At 36.2% G+C, this 22,190-nt stretch carries 25 protein-coding genes; 12 read left to right on the top strand and 13 right to left on the bottom strand.

The genetic code is table 11. The features are described 5' to 3' along the window. The first annotated feature begins 19 nt into the window (after positions 1-19). Complete coding sequence (ribD, locus tag NHE85_RS10040; protein WP_256474564.1) at positions 20-1,087, top strand: bifunctional diaminohydroxyphosphoribosylaminopyrimidine deaminase/5-amino-6-(5-phosphoribosylamino)uracil reductase RibD; 1,068 nt, start codon at positions 20-22, stop codon at positions 1,085-1,087. Continuing rightward, positions 1,065-1,682 carry an HAD-IA family hydrolase gene (locus NHE85_RS10035; protein WP_252811890.1) on the top strand — a complete coding sequence of 206 codons (618 nt, stop codon included), beginning with the start codon at positions 1,065-1,067 and terminating at the stop codon, positions 1,680-1,682. Before ribD ends, NHE85_RS10035 begins: the two co-directional genes overlap by 23 nt. 164 nt (positions 1,683-1,846) lie before the next feature. Here NHE85_RS10035 and NHE85_RS10030 read toward each other — a convergent pair whose 3' ends face one another. Both NHE85_RS10030 and NHE85_RS10025 read right to left on the bottom strand, forming a co-directional pair. After that, positions 1,847-2,446 carry a transglycosylase domain-containing protein gene (locus NHE85_RS10030; protein ID WP_252811889.1) on the bottom strand — a complete coding sequence of 200 codons (600 nt, stop codon included), beginning with the start codon at positions 2,444-2,446 and terminating at the stop codon, positions 1,847-1,849. Between the two features lie 98 nt (positions 2,447-2,544). Continuing rightward, positions 2,545-2,943, bottom strand: a complete 399-nt coding sequence (locus NHE85_RS10025) for a DUF4279 domain-containing protein (RefSeq protein ID WP_252811888.1) — start codon at positions 2,941-2,943, stop codon at positions 2,545-2,547. A gap of 166 nt (positions 2,944-3,109) precedes the next feature. Between NHE85_RS10025 and NHE85_RS10020 the strand changes: the two genes are divergently transcribed. Beyond that, on the top strand, positions 3,110-3,715 hold the full coding sequence (locus tag NHE85_RS10020) for a YigZ family protein (protein WP_252811887.1): 606 nt from the start codon (positions 3,110-3,112) through the stop codon (positions 3,713-3,715). A 142-nt stretch (positions 3,716-3,857) separates the two neighbouring features. Here NHE85_RS10020 and NHE85_RS10015 read toward each other — a convergent pair whose 3' ends face one another. After that, positions 3,858-4,262, bottom strand: a complete 405-nt coding sequence (locus NHE85_RS10015) for a thioesterase family protein (protein WP_252811886.1) — start codon at positions 4,260-4,262, stop codon at positions 3,858-3,860. Positions 4,263-4,452: 190 nt separating this feature from the next. Between NHE85_RS10015 and dnaA the strand changes: the two genes are divergently transcribed. Genes dnaA through NHE85_RS09995 form a run of 4 tightly spaced genes read left to right on the top strand, consistent with a single transcriptional unit; the run spans position 4,453 to position 7,617 of the window. Beyond that, on the top strand, positions 4,453-5,880 hold the full coding sequence (dnaA, locus tag NHE85_RS10010) for a chromosomal replication initiator protein DnaA (protein ID WP_252811885.1): 1,428 nt from the start codon (positions 4,453-4,455) through the stop codon (positions 5,878-5,880). Further along, complete coding sequence (locus NHE85_RS10005) at positions 5,880-6,347, top strand: low molecular weight protein-tyrosine-phosphatase (RefSeq protein ID WP_252811884.1); 468 nt, start codon at positions 5,880-5,882, stop codon at positions 6,345-6,347. The genes dnaA and NHE85_RS10005 overlap by 1 nt, the downstream gene beginning before the upstream one ends. An 11-nt stretch (positions 6,348-6,358) precedes the next feature. Then, the gene (locus tag NHE85_RS10000) at positions 6,359-6,895 is read left to right on the top strand and encodes an STM3941 family protein (protein ID WP_252811883.1); all 537 of its coding nucleotides are present in this window, start codon (positions 6,359-6,361) and stop codon (positions 6,893-6,895) included. A gap of 5 nt (positions 6,896-6,900) precedes the next feature. Beyond that, entirely contained in the window at positions 6,901-7,617 is a 717-nt protein-coding gene (locus NHE85_RS09995; RefSeq protein WP_252811882.1) for an SAM-dependent methyltransferase, read from the top strand. Between the two features lie 21 nt (positions 7,618-7,638). Here NHE85_RS09995 and arsB read toward each other — a convergent pair whose 3' ends face one another. From arsB to NHE85_RS09975, 4 genes are read right to left on the bottom strand one after another with little or no spacing between them, the layout of a single operon-like run. Then, positions 7,639-8,700 (bottom strand): ACR3 family arsenite efflux transporter, encoded by a 1,062-nt coding sequence (arsB, locus tag NHE85_RS09990; protein ID WP_252811881.1) that lies wholly within the window; start codon positions 8,698-8,700, stop codon positions 7,639-7,641. Next, positions 8,693-9,112: an arsenate reductase ArsC gene (locus NHE85_RS09985; protein ID WP_252811880.1), complete on the bottom strand. Its 420-nt coding sequence runs from the start codon at positions 9,110-9,112 to the stop codon at positions 8,693-8,695. Before NHE85_RS09985 ends, arsB begins: the two co-directional genes overlap by 8 nt. A 14-nt stretch (positions 9,113-9,126) precedes the next feature. Then, positions 9,127-9,600: a DUF6428 family protein gene (locus NHE85_RS09980; RefSeq protein ID WP_252811879.1), complete on the bottom strand. Its 474-nt coding sequence runs from the start codon at positions 9,598-9,600 to the stop codon at positions 9,127-9,129. Positions 9,601-9,611: 11 nt separating this feature from the next. Then, on the bottom strand, positions 9,612-9,947 hold the full coding sequence (locus NHE85_RS09975; RefSeq protein ID WP_252811878.1) for a helix-turn-helix transcriptional regulator: 336 nt from the start codon (positions 9,945-9,947) through the stop codon (positions 9,612-9,614). Positions 9,948-10,218: 271 nt separating this feature from the next. Between NHE85_RS09975 and NHE85_RS09970 the strand changes: the two genes are divergently transcribed. Both NHE85_RS09970 and nhaA read left to right on the top strand, forming a co-directional pair. Beyond that, positions 10,219-11,736, top strand: coding sequence for a SulP family inorganic anion transporter (locus tag NHE85_RS09970; protein WP_252811877.1), 1,518 nt, complete (start codon positions 10,219-10,221; stop codon positions 11,734-11,736). A gap of 65 nt (positions 11,737-11,801) precedes the next feature. Next, entirely contained in the window at positions 11,802-12,992 is a 1,191-nt protein-coding gene (gene nhaA / locus NHE85_RS09965) for a Na+/H+ antiporter NhaA (protein WP_252811876.1), read from the top strand. Here nhaA and NHE85_RS09960 read toward each other — a convergent pair. Then, positions 12,989-14,302, bottom strand: a complete 1,314-nt coding sequence (locus tag NHE85_RS09960; RefSeq protein ID WP_252811875.1) for a TIGR00341 family protein — start codon at positions 14,300-14,302, stop codon at positions 12,989-12,991. The two genes, nhaA and NHE85_RS09960, sit on opposite strands and share 4 nt — an antisense overlap. Before the next feature lie 186 nt (positions 14,303-14,488). On the opposite strand from NHE85_RS09960, the gene NHE85_RS09955 reads away from it, so the two are divergent. Further along, complete coding sequence (locus NHE85_RS09955; RefSeq protein WP_252811874.1) at positions 14,489-14,887, top strand: hypothetical protein; 399 nt, start codon at positions 14,489-14,491, stop codon at positions 14,885-14,887. Between the two features lie 48 nt (positions 14,888-14,935). Here the strand turns inward: NHE85_RS09955 and NHE85_RS09950 are convergent, their stop codons facing one another. The 4 genes from NHE85_RS09950 to dapF all read right to left on the bottom strand — a co-directional run bounded on the left by NHE85_RS09950 (position 14,936) and on the right by dapF (position 18,332). Then, the gene (locus NHE85_RS09950; protein WP_252811873.1) at positions 14,936-15,583 is read right to left on the bottom strand and encodes a peptidoglycan-binding protein LysM; all 648 of its coding nucleotides are present in this window, start codon (positions 15,581-15,583) and stop codon (positions 14,936-14,938) included. A 389-nt stretch (positions 15,584-15,972) separates the two neighbouring features. Beyond that, positions 15,973-17,013, bottom strand: a complete 1,041-nt coding sequence (mltG, locus tag NHE85_RS09945) for an endolytic transglycosylase MltG (protein ID WP_252811872.1) — start codon at positions 17,011-17,013, stop codon at positions 15,973-15,975. Between the two features lie 12 nt (positions 17,014-17,025). Continuing rightward, positions 17,026-17,556 (bottom strand): GNAT family N-acetyltransferase, encoded by a 531-nt coding sequence (locus NHE85_RS09940; RefSeq protein ID WP_252811871.1) that lies wholly within the window; start codon positions 17,554-17,556, stop codon positions 17,026-17,028. After that, the gene (gene dapF, locus NHE85_RS09935) at positions 17,550-18,332 is read right to left on the bottom strand and encodes a diaminopimelate epimerase (protein ID WP_252811870.1); all 783 of its coding nucleotides are present in this window, start codon (positions 18,330-18,332) and stop codon (positions 17,550-17,552) included. Before dapF ends, NHE85_RS09940 begins: the two co-directional genes overlap by 7 nt. 114 nt (positions 18,333-18,446) lie before the next feature. Between dapF and NHE85_RS09930 the strand changes: the two genes are divergently transcribed. Continuing rightward, positions 18,447-19,838, top strand: coding sequence for a S1C family serine protease (locus NHE85_RS09930; protein WP_252811869.1), 1,392 nt, complete (start codon positions 18,447-18,449; stop codon positions 19,836-19,838). A gap of 133 nt (positions 19,839-19,971) precedes the next feature. Then, a complete protein-coding gene (locus NHE85_RS09925; RefSeq protein ID WP_252811868.1) occupies positions 19,972-20,337 on the top strand; it encodes a hypothetical protein in 366 nt (121 codons plus the stop codon). A 243-nt stretch (positions 20,338-20,580) separates the two neighbouring features. Here the strand turns inward: NHE85_RS09925 and NHE85_RS09920 are convergent, their stop codons facing one another. Then, positions 20,581-22,143 (bottom strand): tetratricopeptide repeat protein, encoded by a 1,563-nt coding sequence (locus tag NHE85_RS09920; protein WP_252811867.1) that lies wholly within the window; start codon positions 22,141-22,143, stop codon positions 20,581-20,583. Between the last annotated feature and the right edge of the window lie 47 nt (positions 22,144-22,190).

The raw sequence follows: 22,190 nt of genomic DNA, 5'->3' as shown, positions 1-22,190 counted from the left end.
TACTTTGCAACACTGTAATTTGAAAACATCCCACGAACATTATATGCTGCGCTGCCTTGAGCTTGCCCATAACGGGCTTCGCGAGGCTATGCCTAATCCGTCGGTAGGTGCAATACTGGTATATAACGACCGTATTATTGGCGAAGGCCACACCTCCCCTTTTGGCGGACCTCACGGCGAGGTAAATTGTATTAATTCGGTAGCCGAAGCCGACAGGCATCTCATTCCGTTATCTACTTTATATGTTAGCTTAGAACCATGCAGTCACTATGGCAAAACACCGCCCTGCTGCGACCTGATTATACATGAGCAAATACAAAACATTATTATTGGCACTGTAGATCCTAACGAAAAGGTAGCCGGCAATGGTATAAAAAAACTACAGGAAGCCGGTAAAAATGTTACTGTAGGCGTTCTTGAAGCCGAATGCCGTGAGTTTAACCGACGCTTTTTTACGTTTCATGAAAAGCAACGCCCGTATATTATTTTAAAATGGGCAGAAAGTGCCGATGGCTTTTTGAGTCCGAAACACAAATCAGAACAAAGTCCGGTTTGGATTACCAATGCTTATTCGCGTCAGCTTGTACACAAATGGCGCAGTGAAGAAATGGCTATTCTGGCAGGCACGCAAACCATACTGGATGACAACCCTCAACTGGACGTAAGAACCTGGACAGGAACCAACCCCGTACGCATAGTTTTAGACCGTACCGGAAAGATAAACGATTCGTATTTTGTTAAAAATCACAAAATAAAGACAATTGTTTTGACAGAAAAATCCAATTTACCTAACTTAGATACCCTTGTTTATGAAACAGTGCCTTTTGATGAAAACCTGCCGCGTACAATTGCAGCAGTTTTATACAGGCACAACCTGCAATCTGTTATTATAGAGGGAGGAGGTAAAACCCTACAGACCTTTATTGATGCAGGCTTGTGGGACGAAGCAAGAGTTTTTAGGGGTAAGGCTGTTTTTACAGAAGGCACACCTGTACCCGTTTTTAAGGCAACTGTACAGCACAGGGAAACAATTTTAGAGGATGAACTTATAATTTACAGAAATTATGGTGAACGCAATACTATTTGATTTTGGTGATATCTTCATAAATAAAAATAAAGAAGCACAAGACAAGGCACTTGCCGATCTTGGCCTTGCCGAATGGACAGAAGAACATGATAAACTGGAAAGGAAATTTGAAACCGGAAAGATTTCTGCCGATGGCTTTTTAAAAGCCCTGCATAAAGACATTCCTAATGCTACCCTTAAAGAAATTAAGGCAGCCTGGAATGCCGGCATAGACGATTTTCCGCTGTACCGCCTCGAATTTTTACAGAAACTATCGGAAGAATACCGCCTGTTCCTGCTTAGCAATACCGACCCTATACATATAGAAAAGTTTGAACGCGATGTGGAAGCCTCTTTTTACATGGATTTTTATCAGTGTTTTGAGAAGGTTTATTTTTCGCACGAAATTGGATATCGCAAACCCGATGCCGAAGCCTTTAATTTTGTACTGAACAAACATGATATTCAGGCGAAACGTACCCTTGTTATAGATGATAAAAAATACAACACTGATGCCGCTGCCGCTTTAGGTTTTCAGGTTTGGAACCTTGACCCTAAAACCGAAGACGTAGTAGATCTGTTTGAAAAGAAAGTGATTAATCTGGACGAGGTGTAAACAGTGTTCAGTGTTCAAAATTAAACGTTTCTGTTTTTATGCTTGTAAGAGTACCTAGTTTGTTTCGTTAAGCATATTATATATATGAGATTTTTCGACTTCGCTGCGCTGCGCTCAAAATGAAAGCACTGCAATGGCGGTGCGAGTATCAGACATCATTACATTTAACGATTCGACCTATTCTTTACCAACCGATTTTTAAGTGCATTAAGTTTATTCTGAAAAATTTCAGGTCTCCTCTCTTTATTATATAAAGACGGATTATAAATACGTGTAATTATTTCTAAAATCTCATCTTCGTTTAATTCTTCTAAAGGCTTACTAAAGTATTGCTTCGATGCATTTTCTATACCAATCACTCCTTTGGTAAAATCCATCACACTAAGATTTCTATTAAGGCATTGCAGCTGTGTAACATTGTCTTCAAGCACAAAATTAAGCTGCGCTATAAAAAAGAACGAGCCATGAAAACGCGAAATGGCAAAATATTCCACTGTTCTTATTGATGGGCTTTCCAAAGCTTTATCAAACCCAGCACTTTTAAAAATATATTTCCATCCATTATTATTTATAGCTTCAGGATATAAATCCCGATATACATTTATAAAATTATCCGGCAAGGGATGAGCCGTTTTTACAAAATCAATCATTTTATCACGATCGCTTTTACTTTCAATCCAATATCCGCCAAATCGTATATACGTAAAAAAAGCTGCTACTATAAGCAGGATAGATAAAACAAATATTTTAAATACTTTTTTCATAATTATGCCAACCATATAACTTTTCATATACAGAATTATCTTACTACAAGTATACTTATTTTCTTTTTCAACTATAAACCATTAATTCCTTATGGCAATTATTTAGAATTATAAATATCGCAATCAATTATTCCTCCAACATCATTAATAAACTTTACGGTTCGGTTGCTAAAACTCAGTCCAGGTGTTTCATCACCTAAATAAATTACAACTTCTAAAACATACTCTACTGAAGGGTAATCTTTTTTAAGCCGCAAGAATTCCAACGTATGATTTTCTAACACATCTATCAATTGCTCTATTGCTTCAAAATAAAAAGGATTTGCAAGCTTTTTTGTACCATACTCCCATATCGTACAAACAGGCACACTGCCTTTTTCGAATTTCTTTTGGTAATGGGTTGGTTGTATCGTAAGGAAACTATTAAAGAGTGCGAGGTCAAAGTCGCTATCTTCGGCTTTAATAGCAAAATAGACATATCCTGTCGTATCAATCATATATAATTATTTACTTACAAGTATACTCATTTTTCTTTAACTCAAAATAGAAACACACCCCTAACCCCTCTCAAGAGGGGAATAAGCTTCACTCAAACTTTGCAACTTTGAGACTTTGCAATTCCGAAACTCACAATAAAGAAACTTTTCTACCTTTGCTGTCCCTATGGAAAACGATATATATAAAACGCTTGCTTCGCCTTCTGAAGAAACACTGTTTAAAGAAAAGAACAGTAAGTTCTTTGGCTATGCGTTTCCTATAAACAATGAAGAGGAGGTAAAAAGCATTATTGAAGACTTAAAAAAACAACACCACTCGGCGCGCCATTGGTGTTATGCTTTTCAGTTGGGTACAGATAAGATATACTACCGCGCTAACGATGATGGCGAACCCAACAACTCGGCGGGCATGCCTATTTACGGACAGATACAAAGCTTTGGCGTAACCAATGTACTCATCGTGTCTGTTAGATACTTTGGCGGGGTAAAGCTTGGCGTAGGCGGGCTTATATCGGCTTATAAAACTTCTGCACAAATGGCACTGGAAGCTTCGGACATTATAGAGAAAACTATAGATGTGCATTATACCCTGAAATTCGGCTACCAGAATATGAACAAAGTGATGCGTGTTATTAAAGAAAAGAACCTTGATATTATTTCCCAGAAAATGGAAATGGATTGCGAGATGGTAATTTCTACCCGAAAAAAAAATGCCCCTATGGTATTAGAGGCATTTGAAAATTTATATGAAGTGGAATTGTTTGTCGGTTAATAGTTATCAGTTATTGGATTTCAAAATTGCTAAACTTATTACAACGGAGTGAAACTTCCGACAACTAATAACTATCAACAATCAAATTTTTCAGACAACCAATAATTACGACGAACGGTAATTAAATCCGACGAAAAACACTCTAAACTAAAGGTTTTAGCTTCTCTAAAATGTATTCCGGAGGAAGTGAAGGACGACCTGTTTTCATGTTTACAAATACCAATATTGAGTTGCCCGTTGTTAATAACTCTCCTTCTTCATTTTTAATTTCATAGTCAAATTCTATCTTAACCGACTCCTGTTTTTTTAGTATGGTACGCACTGTTAACAAATCATCATAACGTGCAGGTTTTTTATAATTCATTGTTAAGGAAACAACAGGAAGCATAACTCCCTCCTCTTCCATAGACTTATAGCTAACCCCCAGATTTCTAAGCCATTCAACACGCCCCATTTCGAAGTATTGCGCGTAATTGCCGTGATATACAACACCCATCTGATCCGTTTCGGCATACCGCACTCTTACTTTAAATTCATGAAAATTCATATTTTAAAATTGTTAATTTTTTATTAAATCTTTACTTTAATACTTACAATATTTTTTTTATAAAATCAATATGGTAATAGTTTTTTTTTACAAAAATTTGTTTCCATATTTGTTCTCCCAAACAGGGGCATTCTATAGGCTCCTTCTATTTGTAGGACAACCATTAATAAACATCTAATATTCAGTATATATGACTAAAACTGCGCAATCGGTATGGGAAAGCTGTCTTGTTTTCATAAAAGACAATATACAGGATCAGGCATACAAAACCTGGTTCGAACCGATCAAAGCAGTTGAGTTAACTGATAACGCACTTTACATTCAGGTGCCAAGTAAATTCTTTTATGAATGGCTTGAGGAGCACTATGTAAAATTGTTAAAGGTAGCCCTTACCAAAGAACTTGGAAACAGCGCAAAGTTACTTTATAAAATCAAGATGGAAAACACTTATGGTAATAAGCAGCCTTTTACAGAGCAGCTGCCAAGTGCCCATCGTTCGCCTGTTAAACCACAGGAAGTAGATGTTCCTTTGCAAAACAAAAATCCGGAGCTTAAAAACCCGTTCATCATTCCCGGTATAAGAAATCTTAAAATTGAATCGCAGCTTAATGCAAATTACAGCTTTGACAACTTTTTTGAAGGCGACTCTAACAGGCTTGCACGTTCTGCAGGTATGGCTGTTGCCAACAAACCGGGAGGAACATCTTTTAACCCACTATTGATTTTTGGAGGCGTTGGTCTTGGTAAAACCCATCTTGCCCACGCTATTGGTATTGAAATAAAAGATAAATATCCTGAAAAAACCGTACTGTATATAAGTGCTGAAATATTCACACAACAATATATAGACTCGGTTAAAAGAAATACAAGAAATGACTTTATTCATTTCTATCAGCTTATAGATGTATTGATCATTGACGACGTACAGTTCCTTTCGGGAAAAACTGGTACGCAGGATGTTTTCTTCCACATCTTTAACCATCTGCACCAAAACGGCAAGCAGGTTATCCTTACATCAGACAAGGCACCTGTAGATATGCAGGATATTGAACAACGCTTATTGTCCCGATTTAAATGGGGGCTTTCTGCGGAACTTCACCAGCCGGACTATGAAACAAGGATATCCATCTTGAACAACATACTATACCGTGACGGCGTTGTTATGCCTGACGAAATTGTAGAGTATGTTGCCAAAAACATTAAAAGCAACGTGCGTGAGCTTGAAGGTGCCATTATATCATTAATAGCGCAATCATCTTTCAATCACCTCGAAGTAAACCTTGAACTGGCTAAGCAGGTTGTAGAGAAATTTGTAAAAAATGTTAAGCGTGAAATATCTATTGACTATATACAAAAAGTAGTATCGGATTATTTCCAGCTTGATGTAGATACACTGCAATCTAAAACCAGAAAACGCCACGTAGTACAGGCAAGACAGCTTGCTATGTTTTTTGCAAAGAAATTCACAAAAGCATCGTTAGCAAACATCGGTTCGCAAATTGGCGACCGCGATCACGCTACAGTACTGCATGCCTGTAAAACGGTTGACAATCTTGTTACTACAGATAAACAGTTTCGTAAATTTGTTGATGATATCAACAAAAAACTATCAGTATAATGCCCGTTAAGATTTTAATGGTTTGCCTGGGAAACATTTGCCGTTCTCCCCTGGCTGAAGGCATATTGCAATCTAAATTACCACAAGGTGATTTTATTGTAGATTCTGCAGGAACAGGAAGCTGGCATGCCGGACAGCAACCCGACCATCGCTCTGTTGCTACTGCAAAAAACCGCGGACTCGATATTAGCTGTCAGAAGGCACGCCAAATAAAAGTTTCTGACTTTACCGAGTTTGACCATATTTATGTTATGGACACATCTAACCTTAAAGATGTGCAGCAACTGGCACCCAATGCTTCGGCGAAAGCCAAAGTAAAACTGATGATGGATGAACTTTTTCCGGGAGAAAAAATCAATGTACCCGACCCTTACTACGGCGGACCCGAAGGTTTTGATAAAGTTTATGATATGCTGGACGAAGCCTGTGAACTGGTAGCCAAAAAACTTATAAAGGAGCATTCTTAGAGATTACAGGCATGAGTGAAATTATACTCTACAAATCGCCGCTGAGAGCGTTACGAATGATTGCCTTAACATCACTGTTTGTACTTCCTTGTATTTATTTTATATTCAGCGGTGACAATCCTAAATTCATATTTTGGTTATTTGCTGGAATTTTTAGCCTTGGCTATGTGGTAGGTTTTAGTAATTTATTTGACCGAAGACCACAAATAATCATTAACAATAAAGGTATCTGGGACAGAAGACTTAAATTTGAAACTCTTCTTTGGGATGATATAATTAAAGTTTATCCATTCCACGTAAGAACACCACGTTTAAATCTGAAATCGCATTCTTTCATTTGTTTAGCTTTAAAACCGGAAATTTCAAAAAAGAGAATAGCACCTAAATGGGTAGAAAATTTTAATCGTAAAGTTAGAGCCCAAAAAGCAAGTATAAGTGTGAGCGATATTAAAGTAAATGATGAAAAACTATTAAGCGCTATAAAACAATTATGTGCCGAGCAACCTGAAAACAGGGCTGCAATTATTAGTAAACTAAATTTAAAATAGACATTATGAACAAAATAGGCAAACTATATTTATTACCGGTACCCCTTGGCGATGACGCCGACCCAAAAGAAGTACTTCCTGATACTATAGCACGCACTATTGAGTTTATAGACCATTATATTGTAGAGAATGAGAAAACGGCACGCCGTTTTATAAAAGCAATACTACCTACTAAAAAACAGCCTGAACTAAAGCTTTCTGTTTTAAACAAACACACCGAACCATCTGAACATCCTGATTTTATTAAGCCCTGCCTTAGCGGACAAAATGTTGGCTTAATGAGTGAAGCAGGATGCCCCGGGGTTGCCGATCCCGGTGCAGCTATCGTAAAGATTGCCCACGAAAAAGGAATTCAGGTAGTACCACTGGTTGGTCCATCATCCATTTTATTGGCTATTATGGCAAGCGGCATGAATGGACAAAGCTTTGCCTTTAACGGCTATTTGCCAATAGACAAATCTGACAAGAAAAGCGCACTAAAAAACTTTGAGTCGTTATCGCAAAACAAAAGCCAGTCGCAACTGTTTATTGAAACACCATATCGTAACAATAAGCTAATGCAGGATATACTGAACACGCTTCAGCCTAACACCCATTTATGCATTGCATGCGATATTACGTTATCTACCGAATACATCAAAACCAAAACCATTGCCCAATGGAAAAAAGAAAAGGTAGATCTTCACAACAGACCTTGTATTTTTATTGTGCACAAGTTTTAGAAGGTTCAGTTAGCCGTGCTTTTAAGTGTTTTTATAATATCTCTTTTTAAACCAAAAAGCAAGATTAACCAAAGCTATTAAAGCAGGCACTTCTACCAAAGGACCAATAACCCCAACAAAGGCATGATCGCTATTAATTCCGAATACTCCTATTGCTACAGCAATGGCGAGTTCAAAATTATTGCCGGTTGCCGTAAAAGCTATCGCTGTATTTTTAGAATAATCGGCGCCCATTTTTTTACCGGCAACAAAACTCACTACAAACATTAGTACAAAGTAAATTACTAACGGAATGGCTATTTTTACAATATCCATAGGTAGCTGTACTATAAGTTCGCCTTTCAGGCTAAACATAACCACAATAGTAAATAACAATGCTATAAGTGTTATAGGCGATATAAACGGAACAAACTTAGTAGTAAACCACTCTCTGCCTTTTAACTTTATGAGTGCGTAATGCGACACAAGCCCGGCAGCAAAAGGTATTCCTAAATATATACCCACGCTTTTGGCAATTTCTTGTATGCTAATATCAACAACAGCACCTTTAAGACCAAACAAAGGAGGCAGCAGTGTAATAAATACATAAGCATATACACTATACAGCAATACCTGAAAAATACTGTTTAATGCTATCAGTCCGGCTGCATATTCGCGATTACCATCGGCAAGATCATTCCATACTACCACCATAGCAATGCATCGTGCCAAACCTATAAGTATAAGCCCTGTCATATATTCCGGATAGTCTGACAAAAACAGAATAGCAAGAAAAAACATAAGCACAGGCCCTACTATCCAGTTTAAAAACAACGACATACCCAATACTTTTGTATTAGAGAACACCTCTTTTATTTTACCGTACTCCACCTTTGCCAACGGAGGATACATCATAAGTATCAACCCAATAGCCAATGGAATATTGGTAGATCCGCTTGAAAAAGAATTTATAAAACCGGATGATGAAGGAAAAAAATAGCCTATGGAAACACCCAGTGCCATAGCAGTAAAAATCCACAATGTAAGGTAACGATCCAGGAAACCAAGTCGTTTTCTGTTTACAACCGGAGCACAATTATCCATTACTATGTTCTTTTATAAAATCATGGCTATAAGCCTTAATCATATCCCTTATTCTTCTAAATTCGTTCATAACTTCTTCATCTGTACCCTGTGCTTTGGCAGGATCCGGGAAATTATAATGAAAACGCTCCGCCTTAGAAGGAAAGAAAGGACAGTTTTCTTTGGCATTATCACAAACCGTAATAATGTAGTCAAAATTCACATCATAATACTCATCCACATTATTAGAGGTATGCCCTGATATATCAATACCATCTTCTGCCATAACAGCAATAGCCTTAGGGTTTACCCCATGCGTTTCAACACCTGCACTGTAAACAGTAATATTTTCATCAGCAAAATGTCTTAAATAACCTTCGGCTATCTGGCTGCGGCAACTATTGCCGGTACATAAAACAAGTAAGTTTTTCATTTTATAATTTTTGGTTAACAACAGTTGCCTTCTACATTGCAGCAAGGCTCATTATTTTTACTTAAATCAGTTAGCTTAATTTTTTGTTTAGGTGCAGGCTGCCCACAGCTTTCGCTGGCAAGGCATGCCGTTTGTTTTGCTTTCAGTATAAAATCTTTACCATCAAAGTCAAGACCATACTTACCTATTGTTCCCTGCTGATACTCCACTTCTATTTCACTGTCTTCCATTCCCAATATCTTTTCAGACAATGCTATAATATTCAGAAGTTTTTGTGGTTTTAAACGATGATCATAATCATCGGCATTCCACAACTGAAAGTTGGCTGTATTCTCTTTTCTTACCACCCCACCGCAGTCTATAAAGTTTTTAGTAACCAAACCAACTTCGGTTACATGAAAATTTTCAGGCACATAGGTACCATCCTCAAGTTTGAAATTTACAGTCTGAGCTGTAGCAAGATGTTCTTTAATTTCTGATAGTCTCATACTATTATGTTTTAGCAACAATTATTTTTATTCTTATTTTCTAACGATGTCTGAATATGACTAAAAAAAGACTGTATCATTTCAAATCCTTTTTCATCTATACAATAACAAATAGCCGTTCCTTCAATACTTCCTTTTATAAGCCCGGCATTTTTTAATTCTTTTAAATGCTGCGATACTGTTGGCTGTGCCAAAGGCAATACATCTACTATATCGCCACAAATACAGGCATCTACTTTTAAAAGATACTCTATAATAGCTATACGGGCAGGATGACCAAGTGCTTTAGCCATGTTTGACAATTTATTTTGATGCTCAGTAAACTGATCTGATTTAGATGCTCCCATTTCATATATTGTTATATTGCAATATTACGATAAATAACAATTCAACAAGAAAAAAATTCATGATTTTTTAAACCTCTAAGCAATTCATTTTGATTGCCTTTTACAGAATAAAGCCTTATTTTTGCACTATGAAAAGTACAGCAGACTTTATAAAAGTTACCCCGCCCTGATTTACAGTCCGTAAATCAGGAAAACAAACCCTTTATTTTTTTTACAAAAACATACAGGTGTTATTTTTTAACCGAGGTAACATTACAACCCTTTTACATTCATGAAACAACTTTTCAATCTATTCGATTTTTCACAAAAAGTAAATTATAAAAACGAAATTTTGGCAGGGCTTACTGTAGCCATGACCATGATACCCGAATCACTTTCATTTGCCATACTTGCCGGATTCCCACCCCTTGTGGGGCTTTATGCCGCGTTTACAATGGGGCTTATAACCGCAATTCTTGGCGGAAGGCCAGGATTAGTATCGGGCGGAGCCGGTGCAACAGTAGTGGTACTTATAGCCCTTATGAAATCGCACGGTATAGAGTACGTATTTGCAGCCGTAGCAATGGCAGGAATAATACAAATACTTATAGGCGTATTTAAATTTGGCAAGTTCATCCGTTTAGTACCGCAGCCTGTTATGTATGGCTTTGTAAACGGATTAGCTGTTATTATTTTTATGTCGCAGTTAGAACAACTAAAAACAGCAGGTGGCTGGCTAACCGGCAGCACATTGTATATTATGCTTGGCCTTATTGCCTTAACCATTGCTATTGTTATATTTTTTCCTAAAATTACAAAAGCAGTACCGGCTTCACTGGTCGCTATAATTGTTGTGTTTTTAGTAGTGGCAGGCTTTGGTATTGAAACTAAAACCGTTCAGGATATAGCTTCTGTAAGTGGCGGCTTCCCTCCTTTTCACGTACCTCAAATTGCCTTTAATCTTGATACTTTTCAAATCATATTTCCTTATGCATTGATCATGGCCGCAGTAGGATTAACCGAAGGACTGCTTACACTTAACCTTGTTGACGAAATTACCGGAACACGAGGCAACAGCAACCGCGAGTGTATTGCACAGGGAACTGCCAATATTGCCAATGGTTTCTTTTTTGGAATGGGTGGATGCCCAATGATAGCGCAAACACTGGTAAATCTTTCAGCAGGTTCAAGAGCACGGTTATCGGGTATTATTGCCGCTATTACCATTTTAATTATAATATTATTTGGCGCACCGCTTATAGGCATGGTTCCTATAGCTGCACTTGTAGGGGTAATGATAATGGTTGCTATAGGCACGTTTGAATGGGCAAGTTTCAGAATAATAAACAAAATGCCTAAACAGGACATTTTTACAGGTATAGTTGTAGCCCTTATTACAATATTACTGCATAACCTTGCACTTGCTGTACTTATAGGCGTAATAATATCTGCTCTGGTATTTGCTTGGGAAAGCGCTAAACGTATAAGGGCAAGACATTATTTAGACGAAAATGGCGTTAAACATTATGAGATATACGGTCCGCTGTTTTTTGGATCTGTTTCTGTTTTCAACGAAAAATTTACAATAGAAAAAGACCCGCAGGAAATAGTGATCGATTTTAAAGAAAGTCGTGTTGCAGATATGTCAGCAATAGAAGCATTAAACACTATTACCTCTAAATATAGTAAGGCGGGCAAAACCGTACATTTAAAACACCTAAGTCCCGATTGCAGGCAGCTGCTTAAAAATGCAGAAGCAGTTATAGATATTAATATTATAGAAGATCCGGCTTATACTGTTACAATTTAAAATAATTAGTACTTTAACTTTATTGTAAGTTTTTACAACAAGCAGTATTTATTAAATTTGCAAATATGGCAAAACTCATTAACCTTAAAATATTCAAGAAATTCTCTGAATCATCTTCTTCAGGCGGAATACTGCTTTTATTGTGCGTTGCTCTTTCATTAACTATAGCAAATACAAGTCTTGCTTCAGGATTTGATAGTTTTTTAAATGAAGATATAGGATTTTCTTTTAAAGCATTACACCTTAATTATCCGGTAATAATATGGATAAATGACGGTCTTATGGCTGTATTTTTCCTATTGGTAGGATTAGAAATAAAAAGGGAAATCGTTGAAGGAGAACTTTCATCATTAAAACAGGCTTCATTACCTGTATTGGCTGCTATTGGCGGTGTTATTGTTCCGGCTGTTATATTCAGCATTGTAAATAGCGGGCAGCCCACATTAAAGGGCTGGGGAATACCTATGGCAACAGATATTGCTTTTGCTTTAGGCATACTATCATTGTTGGGAAATAAAGTACCTACCGGACTGAAAATATTTTTAGCAGCGCTTGCCATTGTAGATGATCTTATGGCAATACTTGTAATTGCCATATTTTACTCATCAGAACTGCATTTAATTTATCTGGCATATGCCGGAGGTTTGTTTGCATTGCAAATAGCCTTTAACCGGTTTGGAGTTAAAAATATATTTTTATACATCATTCCCGGTATTGTTATGTGGTATTTTATTCATCATTCAGGCATACATGCTACCATAGCGGGTGTAATAACAGCACTTACACTCCCTACAACCGATGATGATACAGAATCTCCGCTGGAAAAACTGGAGCATGCTCTTGCTACACCGGTAAACTTTATTATAATGCCCATTTTTGCCATAGCCAATACAAATATTACTTTTCAGGGCGGTATGGTAGAAGGGCTTGCCAGTAACCTTGGCATGGGCATCTTACTAGGTTTATTTTTAGGTAAGCCAATTGGTATTTTCTTTATGTCATGGCTGTCAGTAAAATTAAAAATTGCATCATTGCCGGATGAAACCAACTGGATTCACGTTGCCGGATTAGGCTTGCTGGGTGGCATAGGATTTACAATGTCTATTTTTATAGCATTACTTTCTTTTAAAATTCCGGCATTGCAAAACGAGGCTAAATTTGCCATACTTATAGCTTCTGTATTATCTGGTATTGCAGGATTTACATTGCTTAGCCTGTATAACAAAAAAAGAAAAAAAGAGGCAGCAGCCCATTAATCTTTTTCGTTAAAAACCTGAACATTTTTAACTGAAAGGCGCTCATTGAGCCAGTTTTTAAATCTTTTACTATCTGCATCGGGCAGTTTTTTATTGCTTTGGTAAATAACTGCCGTTATGGTAAATAAACTGTCTTTTCCCGTAGCCATCTCATGATTAGAAACTGACAGTGAATTAATAGCAGGAAAAATTGCCCTGGCTTCTTTTAATAGCTTTTTATTGTCAAAGTGGTTCTTTTCAAGCTCTTTTTCAAGCTGGATAATTTTCACATCCTTTTGGTTAAGTTCATTTTCGTCGCCTTTAACCTGTCTCAATATATCACCTTTAAGCGCTGATAGTCGATCAGTAGTATCCTGCCTTATAATCAGATCAGCTCCTTTAAGATAGCGATTTTCATTAATTTTTTTGTCAAGGTCAGCTATTTCGTTTTTTTCAAATCTTTTATTAAGCATTGCAAGCTCAATAGTTTTTGGTTCCGTTTTAAAATTTATCTTTTTAAACACTACGGTATAGCCTTTATCGGCAAATTCATTTTCTATGAATATGTTAGAATTTTTCCTGAACTGCTGCTCCATATATAACGAGTATGCCAGATAGCTGCTTGGCAAAAGCATTACTGTAGTAAGTACCCATATCATTATTTTAACCTGACGCTGCTGTTTTTCATCAACTTGTTTCTTAGGAGGATACTTAAGGTATTTCACTATAATAAATGTGGCAATACCTATAAATACACAGTTTATACAGTAAAGGTAAGCAGCCCCAAAAAAATACGACCATTGCAATGTTGCAAGGCCATAACCGGCGGTACATAACGGAGGCATTAATGCTGTTGCTATAGCAACCCCCGGAATAGGATTTCCCTTCTCTGTACGGGTTACCGCAATAACACCAACCAATCCACCAAAAAAGGCTATAAAAATGTCGTAAATATTAGGTGACGTGCGGGATAAAAGTTCAGACTGAACATCCTTAAAAGGACTAATTAAAAAATAAAGGGTAGATACTATCAGGCTTACTAAAGTAGCGTTAAGAAGATTTCTTAACGATTTTTTTAAAAGCGTAAAATCAAACACACCCAATGCAAAACCTGCCCCCACAATAGGACCCATTAAAGGAGAAATAAGCATTGCTCCTATAATTACAGCGGTAGAATTTACGTTAAGCCCCACAGAAGCAATTATTATAGCACAGGCTAAGGTCCAGAGGTTTGCACCTTTAAACGATATATTAGTTTTAATACTTTCAAGGGTTTTTTCCCTATCGTTTTCGCCTTCTTTTAAATTTAAAACATCCTTAAAAAAACTCATGATACCACTTAAAGATTATGCAACAATTTATACATTTTGAATTAAAAACAAACGTTTAATTTCATAAAAAAATTCTTATATTACTTTAAATTTAGCCTTTTTTTAACAAAAATTAATTATTTATTATTTAGATAACCTAGTTAATTAACAAATTTTACTACCTTAGCTATCCCAACAATAGATAACATGCCTTACACAACAGAAATTATTATAGCTGCAACAATTACAGTAGCAGCATTCTTATACTTTTTACGGCCTAAGTATAAGAAAGAGAAGCTTTTGCTTTTAACTAAATACCGTCGTGTACGCACAAAATCATTAGAGATTCAGGATAGTATCAGCAAATATATACTTACTAATGATGCTTTAGACGACAATTTTCTACCTGACCTGACTTATGGGCAATTTATGAGAAAGCTTAAAAAAGCACATTCATTATATCTCTCTGAAAAGACCTACGTAAAGTTAAAGAATAGCAGTAACATATTTTTTCTAAAAAAAACAGGACGACTGCTAGATGAGCAGGAAAAACATTTAGATGATATAGAAAAAAAATTATTATTTGAAAAGCCTGAGATAGCATAAAAAAGACCGCCTTTTACAAGGCGGTCTTTTTTTTATAAATTGTTTTTTTTACAATAATACTTTCGGCTGTGGCTGTGCAACAATACCAGATGTATCATAGCCACCAAATTTTTTAATGTAACTTTTTAACGAAGTGCCAAAACCATCTCTAAATGTTCTTTTACCGTTAGTTCTTAAAAAACTCTTTACAGAATTAGCTCCTGCAAGATGTGCCGCCGCTAAAAGTCCAGATTCAGTAATAGTTACACCATTAATAACATGTCCGTTAAAACGGTGAATTTCTTTACGAAGTTCCCATTTGTTTTTTGCAAGCAGTGCTTTAAAAGCTCTTTCCTGCATTTTAGGATTGTTTAAAAATTCTTTGGTGTTTTTAATTCCCAAAGCACGAAGTGCACTTTTACCAAATTGGTATTTACCCATATATCCAAATCTGTTAACAAGCTTATAAAGCCCCTGAGATTCTTTAATGGCTATAGCCTGTTTAAAACCTACATAAGATTTTCCGGTAAAAGGAAAGCTAAAATTGACTTTTGCAGTCTCGTCAATTGTTGGTACTGTGTAATTGGTAATCTCGTCTTCAGCTAAGTGAAATCCTTCGATTTTTCCAAATTGTCTTGCTTCTGTCGGCCTAAAGCCCGAGCTTACAAGTGTAATAATTAGAGTTAACCCTAAAAAGTATGCCCATTTTTTTGTCATATATTTTGATTTCTCATAAGCTGTCACCTTGATGAAATTTCCGGGGCAAATATACAAAAAAATACTAAGTTGATTTACAATTAGTTACAATACGCATAACTTTAACATAACCTTAAGTATGTCGATTATGGTGATAATTTTTGGTAACTCCCGTAAATAAAGGAAGTTACAAAGAAGTGCCTCGGCAATGATTTTAACGTTAAATTTTGCAGTTTGTCGATTTAAAAAAAGTAGTTATTAATGCAATATCATGTTTAAAAAGTAAGTTATACGCTACAAAAATAACTGAAAACGTCAAATTTTGGAAGATTTATATGCGTGCATTTATAAAATTTTAAAACAAAAAAAGCAGTGGAATCACTACTCTTTTTCAACTATTTTTAAATAACTTATCGCTTAATACCCATTTTATTTACCCATGCCACATATTTTTGGCGGTTTACCTCGTGTTGTGCAGCAGTAACTGCAAACTCATGATAACCAAAGTTGGTTACACTGGCACAAAAGTATATGTAATTGTGCTTCTCAGGGTTTAGTACTGCATCTATAGCCGTAATATCGGGCATAGCAATCGGCCCCGGCGGAAGCCCTTCATATTTATAGGTGTTGTACGGAGAGTCTATAACAAGGTCTTTGTAAAGTACCCTTTTTATCACCTGGTCAAAATCTCCCGATTGTTTTTTCATGGCATAAATAACTGTTGGGTCGGCCTCCAGCTTCATTCCTCTCTGTAAACGGTTAAGGTAAACGCCTGCAACTCTTGGCCTTTCATCTTTTTTTACAGTTTCTTTGTGTACTATAGAGGCCAGTGCAGACACTTGCAGCGGTGTAAGATTAAGCGCTTTGGCTTTCGCCAGCCTGTCTTCATTCCAAAACTTCCTGTATTCTTTCGCCATCTTATCTCTCACCTTCGTAGCCGAAGTATTCCAGAAAAACTGATACGTATTAGGTATAAACATACTTAATACATTATCATCATTAAAACCGTTTTCTTCAAGAAAAGTCTTATCTGTAAAAGCTTCAAGAAGGGTTAAACTATCAGGTTCTATCTGATGCGATATACGCCCTACTGCCCTTTGCAACGTTTCCTGATTATTAAAAGCAATATTAACAGGCACCGGCTGACGTAGTGAGTTAACAAGGTCGTTACTATTCATTCCTTTTTTAAAAACAAACTTACCTGCTTTTACATACCGCGGATATTCTTTTTTATTAGCTACAGAATTGAACTTATCCATATCTTCAATATATGGTCTTATAATGTTCTGTACTTCTTCATAATCAGAACCTGTAGGTATATATAAAGCAACTTCGTTTTCACTGAATTTTGTATTTGGAGAAAAAATCTGCTTATACAGTATGTAGCCCCCAATGGTTCCTGCTATTACCACCACAAGGGAAAATATCCCAATAATTTTTCTAAGATTCAATGTAGTATAATTTTATTGCTGACGAATAAGCTGATATAACCCTTCGTCGTGATAGTTATTATTTCTTTTAATCCAGTCTTTTTTTAAACCTGCTAACTGAAAGCCAAAATTAGTAAAAAGGCTCACACTTGCAACATTGTTCAAATCTATATTAGCATACAGCTGATGAAGTTGTAACTTATTGAAAGCATAGGCTATAAGTAACTCTAAAGCTTCACTGCCTGTACCTTTATTACGCTCTGTTATATCCTGAATTATAATACCAACTCCTGCTCTTTGGTTTACAGGATCAAAATCAAACATATCTATAAGACCAATGGCATCAAAACTGCCATTTTTACATATAGCAAGACGCAGCTGCTTCGCTTCATAAATATCCTGATGGGCATTTTCAAGATACTGGCGGATAAGAAAACGGCTGTATGGTGTTTGAGTATTACTTACCTCCCATATAGCTTCATTGTTTTCAAGCCTATAAATAAATTCAAGGTCTTCGGGCTCAAGTGCCCTTAAATAAATTGTATTTCCTGTAAGGGTTACCATTCTATGGTTCCGTTAAATACAAATTTTGCGGGTCCTGTAAGGTATATATTTACAAACTGTTTACCTTTTTGTGTAAAAGACACTTTAAGCTCTCCGCCCGGGGTAACAAGAGTCACCTCATCCTTATCTGTATTTCCTAAAACACGCATGGCGATAGCAACAGCCGTAACACCGGTTCCACAGGAAAGGGTTTCATCTTCCACCCCACGTTCGTAAGTTCGCACAGCAAAAGTAGTATCATCTGCAGCAGATACAAAATTTACGTTAGAGCCTTTTTCACCGTATAATCCGCTATAGCGAATGCTTGCTCCTATTTTTTTGACATCAAAGGTTTCAAGGTCTTCAACAATTTCTACATGATGCGGAGATCCCGTATCCATAAAAACATAGTTTTCATATACCGAAACCGCATTTACATCTTTCATATGAAGCGATACCGTTCCGTCATTATCTATTGTGGCATGATGGCGTCCGTCTATAGCTGTAAATTCTGCTTCATTGTCAATTACACCCAACTGACGGGCAAAGGCTACGATGCATCTGCCTCCATTGCCGCACATAGTACTCTCGTTTCCATCAGAATTATAATACACCATACGAAAATCAGTATTTCCGTCGTTTTCTAATAAAATAAGCCCATCGGCACCAATGCCAAATTTACGGTCACATAAATGTCCAATAAGTTTGGTATCATTTTTGGGAAATAAATTATTACGGTTATCAACCATTACAAAGTCATTTCCTGTGCCCTGGTATTTATAAAAAGTATGTTTCATTCTTTACTGTATTACCGCAAAAGTACAAATATATATGACATGAAGAATGAGAGCAACCGGCTAAAAAAAACTAAAATTATCATCAAATAACTAAAATTAAATACTGTTTAAATTATGAAAAGAATTTCAGGATTATTTTTGGTGGCACTCATGAGTGGTGCCACAACTCTTGGAGCTTACAAACTGGTATTTGATAACGACACACCATCATCTGCCTTATCAATTGCTCCAGCTGCAGCTTTAACTAAAAATGTAGCTTATACCGGCCCCGAGTCAGTAGATTTTACAGAAGCGGCAGATAAAGCCGTACATACTGTAGTACACGTAAAAAACACTACCTACTCTACAGGGCCAAGAAGCATGATGGAATATTTTTATGGCTACCGCGGAGGCCAGCCACAGCCACAGGTAGGAACAGGATCGGGCGTAATTATTACTGAAGATGGTTATATAGTTACCAACAATCACGTTGTAGAAAACGCTTCGGAGCTGGAAGTAACCCTTAACAACAACAAAACCTATAAAGCCAGACTGGTAGGAACAGACTCTAAAATGGATATAGCCCTTTTAAAAGTAGATACCAGTGATAAACTACCGTATGCGACCTTTGGTAATTCAGACGACATGAAGGTGGGAGAATGGGTTCTTGCAGTAGGTAATCCATATAACCTTACAAGTACAGTTACTGCCGGTATTGTTTCGGCTAAAGCCAGAAACCTTAGCAACGATGGGCTACAGTCATTTATCCAGACAGACGCTGCAGTTAACCCAGGAAATAGTGGTGGTGCATTGGTCAATACACGAGGAGAGCTTATAGGTATAAACACTATGATAACTTCTATGACAGGTTCATATGTAGGATATTCATTTGCTGTACCAAGTAATATTACCCGTAAAATTATTGAAGATATAATGGAATACGGTAATGTGCAGCGTGGTGTACTTGGCGTAGAAGGAGGAGAACTGAACAGTACTGTTGCAAAAGATGTTGGTGTTACCGAAACACAGGGCTTTTATATAAATGCAGTTACAGAAAATTCGGGTGCTAAAAAAGCAGGATTGCAAAAAGGTGACGTTATAGTAAAAATAGACGACAGGCCTATAAATGGCTTTGCCGACCTTAATGCTGCCATTGTTACCAAGCGCCCTAACGATATAGTAAAAGTTACCATTCATCGCGATGGTGATGTACTAACACTGCCCGTTAAGCTTTCTAAAAATGAAATAAACAGTTATACATACAGCGGATTAGAGCTTGAAGATCTTAGTTCAGCCGACAAAAAGCAGTTTAAAATTAATTATGGTGTAAGAATAAAGGAAATTACAGATGAAGATTTTATGCCTTACTATGATGAACTTAAAGATGGTATTATTCTCACAATTGGCAATGTAAAAGCCACAGATATAAAAACGGTTTCTAAAGTGCTTTCCCAAAAAGGCCCTAACGAAAAAGTGAGAGTGCAAATGCTGACTAAAAACGGTGAGCTTTTACGTTTCTTAATGTAAGAAACCTTATTAGGCTTAAAAAAATGGAATCCCTACTTGAAAAAGTGGGGATTTTTTTTACAACCTTATCATAACCCTGGCTAAATATATAAGGCATGCTTATTATTTATTTTTGCACAAACCAAAAAAACAGATGACTAAAAAAACTTTCCGTAAACTTGAAGTACTACTACATTTTCTTACTGCCTTTGTATTACTTATAAAAGGATGCGACGAAATGAACAGGAGGCTATATTTTCCGGGTGGAATTATACTGAGTTTTACTGTAATTATTTTTATAATAACCATTTTTTGGAAAACACTTTATATAAGCCCTAAACAGGCTCGACAGATTTGTTATTATCTGGAATCGCCTGCACTGCTCATCATATCTTATATGCTGCATTTAGAAGGGAAAATGTTTTTACCCGATTTGTTTTTAATTGCTGCAATAATATATCCTGTTATGGGTTATATTTCATCTAAAAAATTCAGACATATAAAAGATAACTTCTTATAAAAAATAACTCCTGCGCCAATTACAACGCAGGAGTTTAGGAAAAACTTACTTAATTAATCATTCTATTTATCAACGTTCTTCCCTGACAGTATAACCTTAATTATACTGATACAACATTAGCAAAAAATTAAAAGTAAACTGTAATTGAAACCCTAAACAGAATCGATAAAAAAGCGACATATATAGTCTATAAAGGTGACACAAAAAATATAAAATACTAATCTACAGAGATATAACTCAAAATTAAAGAGAAGCTATATAATCGTAAAGATCTTCATCTTTAGGTATTTCCATTTTCGCTGCCAGCCTTTCCTTCCTCTTTTTAGAAGCAACAGGGGTAATATTTAGAATAAATGCAATTTCTTTTACTGACAAATTCATATACATATAGGCAATAAATCTTATATCCGATACAGTAAGCGTTGGATGCGCCGATTTTAACCTGTTCATAAAGCCTGAGTTTACCTGTTCAAAATGAACAATAAAATCGTTCCAGGCATTATCTGTCTTTAAATGGTCTTTTAAAGATTGTATGTAAGCGGCTAATGTAGGATCTTTTGAAAATTTTGGCCTTTTGGAAAGGTATTCCAATATCTCTTCAAGCAGTTCATTCCTGCCGGAAAGATGTAGTGCTTTGGCAGAGAGTTTTCTGTTGCGGGCTTCAACCTCATTTTTAAGCCGCTCCTGCTCTAAAAGCGCATTGGTTACCTGTTTTTCCAGTAATAAATTATTGTTTTTTTCTTTTTCAAGATCAAGCAATATCAAATTTCTGTTACGTGCAGCAATTACCCTTTTTTGCTTATAAATTAGAAAAACTATAACTATTATAGCCAGAACTATTGCAAAGGCAGAATAATATACACGCCTTTCCAGCCTGAATTTCTCTTTGTTAGCGGCAATCTGTTTTTTATATCCCTGTATCTCAAATTTTACCTTATTGTTTTCAAGCTGCCTGCCATTTTTAATATTATTAAGCTCATTCTGAATTTTAAAAACAGAATCTTTATAGGTTAAAGCTTTGAGCAGGCTGCCTTTTTGAATATATATATCTGTAAGCAACGAATAAATCTCTCTTTTAGATTCCAGATTAGGATCTTCTTCTAAAATTTTTCGGGTATATCGTTCTGCTTCCTCAAATGATTTTTCTTTTAAATAGCTTTTAGCTACTATAAAAAGCAGGTTAACACCCCCGTCACCATAATCAATATAAGGGCTGGTATTATACAACTGTAATGCTTCTTTTCTTGCCTCGGCTGTATTCCCTATCAATAATGTATTTTCAATAAGCATTGATTTTATAGTAAATTCATCCCGCGGATATTCTTTCAGATATTTCAGCCCTTTTACAATATATTCCCTCGATTTTTTAACCTCTCCCCTCAGCATCATGCTATAACCAATGCTTCCAAGAGATACACCTTTTAAATTATCGGCAGAATTGTTCTGCAAAGCTGTTTCATAAGCTTTTTTATAATATTCTTCAGCTTTTTCATAAAGCTCTTCAAGCACATAAACATTTGCAATATTATGTACAACCATAATTTCTGCTTCCGGTTCAAGCTTTATAGATATGGCATAACCTTTAAGAAAATAGTCTAACGCTTCACCATAATCAAACATGTTCTGGTAATTGTTTCCAATATTTACCAAAGCAAGAAATAATTGCTTGTCAAGATGATTTTTTTCTGCAATTGTGCGTGCCTTAGTGAACAGCTCAATAGATTTAGAGAACTTTTCTTCCCGCATCGCATCAATGCCAAACTGAATGAGAGAATCTGCCTCTTGTATTTTAGTTTGCGCATGCAATCTTATACACAATAAAATGCAGAGGAAGAAAAAAAATAATTTATCGG

The organism is Flavobacterium sp. NRK1 (genome assembly GCF_024054175.1).
Classification (GTDB): Bacteria; Bacteroidota; Bacteroidia; order Flavobacteriales; family Flavobacteriaceae; genus Flavobacterium.
Note: the sequence above shows the minus strand (reverse complement) of the source record. Positions and strands in the feature narration are given on the sequence as shown.

What these genes read in the sequence shown, in the direction of transcription:
- NHE85_RS10035 (WP_252811890.1), top strand. Translation starts at nt 1,065, where the DNA reads ATGGTGAACGCAATACTATTTGATTTTGGTGATATCTTCATAAATAAA.
- NHE85_RS09955 (WP_252811874.1), top strand. Translation starts at nt 14,489, where the DNA reads ATGCCTTACACAACAGAAATTATTATAGCTGCAACAATTACAGTAGCA.
- dnaA (WP_252811885.1), top strand. Translation starts at nt 4,453, where the DNA reads ATGACTAAAACTGCGCAATCGGTATGGGAAAGCTGTCTTGTTTTCATA.
- NHE85_RS10005 (WP_252811884.1), top strand. Translation starts at nt 5,880, where the DNA reads ATGCCCGTTAAGATTTTAATGGTTTGCCTGGGAAACATTTGCCGTTCT.
- NHE85_RS09980 (WP_252811879.1), bottom strand. Translation starts at nt 9,600, where the DNA reads ATGAGACTATCAGAAATTAAAGAACATCTTGCTACAGCTCAGACTGTA.
- dapF (WP_252811870.1), bottom strand. Translation starts at nt 18,332, where the DNA reads ATGAAACATACTTTTTATAAATACCAGGGCACAGGAAATGACTTTGTA.
- NHE85_RS09950 (WP_252811873.1), bottom strand. Translation starts at nt 15,583, where the DNA reads ATGACAAAAAAATGGGCATACTTTTTAGGGTTAACTCTAATTATTACA.
- NHE85_RS10030 (WP_252811889.1), bottom strand. Translation starts at nt 2,446, where the DNA reads ATGAAAAAAGTATTTAAAATATTTGTTTTATCTATCCTGCTTATAGTA.
- NHE85_RS09995 (WP_252811882.1), top strand. Translation starts at nt 6,901, where the DNA reads ATGAACAAAATAGGCAAACTATATTTATTACCGGTACCCCTTGGCGAT.
- NHE85_RS10000 (WP_252811883.1), top strand. Translation starts at nt 6,359, where the DNA reads ATGAGTGAAATTATACTCTACAAATCGCCGCTGAGAGCGTTACGAATG.
- NHE85_RS09930 (WP_252811869.1), top strand. Translation starts at nt 18,447, where the DNA reads ATGAAAAGAATTTCAGGATTATTTTTGGTGGCACTCATGAGTGGTGCC.
- NHE85_RS10015 (WP_252811886.1), bottom strand. Translation starts at nt 4,262, where the DNA reads ATGAATTTTCATGAATTTAAAGTAAGAGTGCGGTATGCCGAAACGGAT.
- nhaA (WP_252811876.1), top strand. Translation starts at nt 11,802, where the DNA reads ATGGCAAAACTCATTAACCTTAAAATATTCAAGAAATTCTCTGAATCA.
- NHE85_RS09970 (WP_252811877.1), top strand. Translation starts at nt 10,219, where the DNA reads ATGAAACAACTTTTCAATCTATTCGATTTTTCACAAAAAGTAAATTAT.
- NHE85_RS09985 (WP_252811880.1), bottom strand. Translation starts at nt 9,112, where the DNA reads ATGAAAAACTTACTTGTTTTATGTACCGGCAATAGTTGCCGCAGCCAG.
- NHE85_RS09975 (WP_252811878.1), bottom strand. Translation starts at nt 9,947, where the DNA reads ATGGGAGCATCTAAATCAGATCAGTTTACTGAGCATCAAAATAAATTG.
- NHE85_RS09940 (WP_252811871.1), bottom strand. Translation starts at nt 17,556, where the DNA reads ATGGTAACCCTTACAGGAAATACAATTTATTTAAGGGCACTTGAGCCC.
- arsB (WP_252811881.1), bottom strand. Translation starts at nt 8,700, where the DNA reads ATGGATAATTGTGCTCCGGTTGTAAACAGAAAACGACTTGGTTTCCTG.
- NHE85_RS09925 (WP_252811868.1), top strand. Translation starts at nt 19,972, where the DNA reads ATGACTAAAAAAACTTTCCGTAAACTTGAAGTACTACTACATTTTCTT.
- NHE85_RS09960 (WP_252811875.1), bottom strand. Translation starts at nt 14,302, where the DNA reads ATGAGTTTTTTTAAGGATGTTTTAAATTTAAAAGAAGGCGAAAACGAT.
- NHE85_RS10025 (WP_252811888.1), bottom strand. Translation starts at nt 2,943, where the DNA reads ATGATTGATACGACAGGATATGTCTATTTTGCTATTAAAGCCGAAGAT.
- NHE85_RS10020 (WP_252811887.1), top strand. Translation starts at nt 3,110, where the DNA reads ATGGAAAACGATATATATAAAACGCTTGCTTCGCCTTCTGAAGAAACA.